At 50.6% G+C, this 2,500-nt stretch carries 2 tRNA genes and 2 rRNA genes (1 of these 4 cut by a window edge); all 4 read right to left on the bottom strand.

The annotated features are described in order from the left end of the window. Positions 1 to 207 (bottom strand): 23S ribosomal RNA (locus tag DKG77_RS16840); it reaches 2,616 nt to the left of the window's first position. 178 nt (positions 208 to 385) lie between these two features. Beyond that, positions 386 to 459: transfer RNA gene (locus DKG77_RS16835), tRNA-Ala, on the bottom strand. A gap of 134 nt (positions 460 to 593) precedes the next feature. Beyond that, a tRNA-Ile gene (locus DKG77_RS16830) sits at positions 594 to 667 on the bottom strand. A 112-nt stretch (positions 668 to 779) separates the two neighbouring features. Continuing rightward, positions 780 to 2,301 (bottom strand): 16S ribosomal RNA (locus DKG77_RS16825). The 16S and 23S rRNA genes sit together here with 2 tRNA genes alongside, the layout of an rRNA operon. Between the last annotated feature and the right edge of the window lie 199 nt (positions 2,302 to 2,500).

Here is a 2,500-nt window from a genome sequence, read left to right as displayed (position 1 = left end):
CTCTTCCTCCGCCTACTTAGATGTTTCAGTTCAGCGGGTTTGCCCACCTTGCGGTGTGACTGGCCTTCAACCAGCCGGGTTGCCCCATTCGGATATCCACGGATCAACACTCGTGTGCAGTTCCCCGTGGCTTTTCGCAGCTTATCACGTCCTTCTTCGCCTCTGAGAGCCAAGGCATCCCCCATACGCCCTTCTTTTGCTTGTCGCACCTGTACATATGTACAAATGCCCTCGTAATCCTTTATTATATTCTATTCTACTTCGTGTTTCTTATTTGACTTCGCCATGATGGTAAAACCATCACGCTCCGTCCCAATATGTCAATGAACTTTTGGCGGGCCGCCTCTGGCAAAAAAATATGCCGTGGACAGCTTTTACGCCCTTGTGGAGAATACCGGAGTCGAACCGGTGACCTCCTGCGTGCAAGGCAGGCGCTCTAGCCAGCTGAGCTAATTCCCCCTTTTACTATACGTTGGCGATTGCCAGGTTATAGTTGACAGGTCGCACAACTTCTAGAATTTCCTTCAATATTTAATGAACGTTTGAAAGCCCTGTTCCCAAAACTTCCATATACAAGCCTTTGGCTCGATCAGTAGTCTCAGGCAGACTCGAACTGCCGACCTCTACATTATCAGTGTAGCGCTCTAACCAGCTGAGCTATGAGACTGTTTGGCCTTTTGTCGCCAGTATTTTAAAAACATATTATAAGACAGCATAAAAGAAAAACAAGGACCACCCCGATGAAAGGACCGGACATCGTCCGGAAATCTTTTCTCTAGAAAGGAGGTGTTCCAGCCGCACCTTCCGGTACGGCTACCTTGTTACGACTTAGCCCTAGTTACCGATTTTGCCCTAGGCCGCTCCTTACGGTGACGGACTTCAGGCACTCCCGGCTTCCATGGCTTGACGGGCGGTGTGTACAAGGCCCGGGAACGTATTCACCGGATCATGGCTGATATCCGATTACTAGCGATTCCAGCTTCACGGGGTCGAGTTGCAGACCCCGATCCGAACTGTGACCGGTTTTATAGATCCGCGCCCCCTTGCGGGGTGGCTTCCCTCTGTACCGGCCATTGTAGCACGTGTGTGGCCCAGGACGTAAGGGCCGTGATGATTTGACGTCGTCCCCACCTTCCTCACGGTTTGCACCGGCAGTCCCGTTAGAGTCCCCATCTTTACATGCTGGCAACTAACGGTAGGGGTTGCGCTCGTTATAGGACTTAACCTGACACCTCACGGCACGAGCTGACGACAACCATGCAGCACCTTGTAATATGTCCGAAGAAAAAACTATCTCTAGTCCTGTCATACTACATTTAAGCCCTGGTAAGGTTCCTCGCGTATCATCGAATTAAACCACATGCTCCACCGCTTGTGCGGGCCCCCGTCAATTCCTTTGAGTTTCATTCTTGCGAACGTACTCCCCAGGTGGGATACTTATCACTTTCGCTTGGCCGCCGAGACCGAAGTCCCGACAGCTAGTATCCATCGTTTACGGCGTGGACTACCGGGGTATCTAATCCCGTTCGCTACCCACGCTTTCGTCCATCAGCGTCAGTACGTTGTTAGTGACCTGCCTTCGCAATCGGTGTTCTATGTGATATCTATGCATTTCACCGCTACACCACATGTTCCGGCCACTTCACAACGACTCAAGACCACCAGTATCAAAGGCAATTCTACAGTTGAGCTGCAGACTTTCACCCCTGACTTAATGGCCCGCCTACGGACCCTTTAAACCCAATGATTCCGGATAACGCTCGGACCCTCCGTATTACCGCGGCTGCTGGCACGGAGTTAGCCGGTCCTTATTCTTACGGTACCGTCAGACACCTACACGTAGGTGCGTTTCTTCCCGTATAAAAGCAGTTTACAACCCATAGGGCAGTCATCCTGCACGCGGCATGGCTGGATCAGTCTCCCGACCATTGTCCAATATTCCTCACTGCTGCCTCCCGTAGGAGTCTGGTCCGTGTCTCAGTACCAGTGTGGGGGATCCCCCTCTCAGGGCCCCTAACCATCGCTGCCTTGGTAAGCCGTTACCTTACCAACTAACTAATGGTACGCATGGCCATCCCTGTCCGATAAATCTTTAATCGAAAAAACATGTGTCTAATCGATACCATGGGGCATTAATCCAAATTTCTCTGGGCTATTCCCCTGACAGGGGCAGGTTCCATACGCGTTCCGCACCCGTGCGCCGGTCGTCAGCAGTAGCAAGCTACCCTGTTACCCCTCGACTTGCATGTGTTAGGCCTGCCGCTAGCGTTCATCCTGAGCCAGGATCAAACTCTTCATTGTCTATCGTTAAATATCTATTCAACTCCCTAAACAATACCAAGTCCTTGACATCAAAATGGTTCTTTGTTATTCTCTTTTACGCTGTCTATACAATATGTAAATGAACTTCTTCAATAATCAAGAAAAAAAACGACCCCTATCAGGCCCTTTTTCCCCTCTTTCCAAACCCAGCCTTATCAGCTAAGCGGGTGCAAATATA

The organism is Flagellimonas aquimarina (assembly GCF_003149745.1).
GTDB classification, from domain to species: Bacteria; Bacteroidota; Bacteroidia; order Flavobacteriales; family Flavobacteriaceae; genus Flagellimonas; species Flagellimonas aquimarina.
Note: the sequence above shows the minus strand (reverse complement) of the source record. Positions and strands in the feature narration are given on the sequence as shown.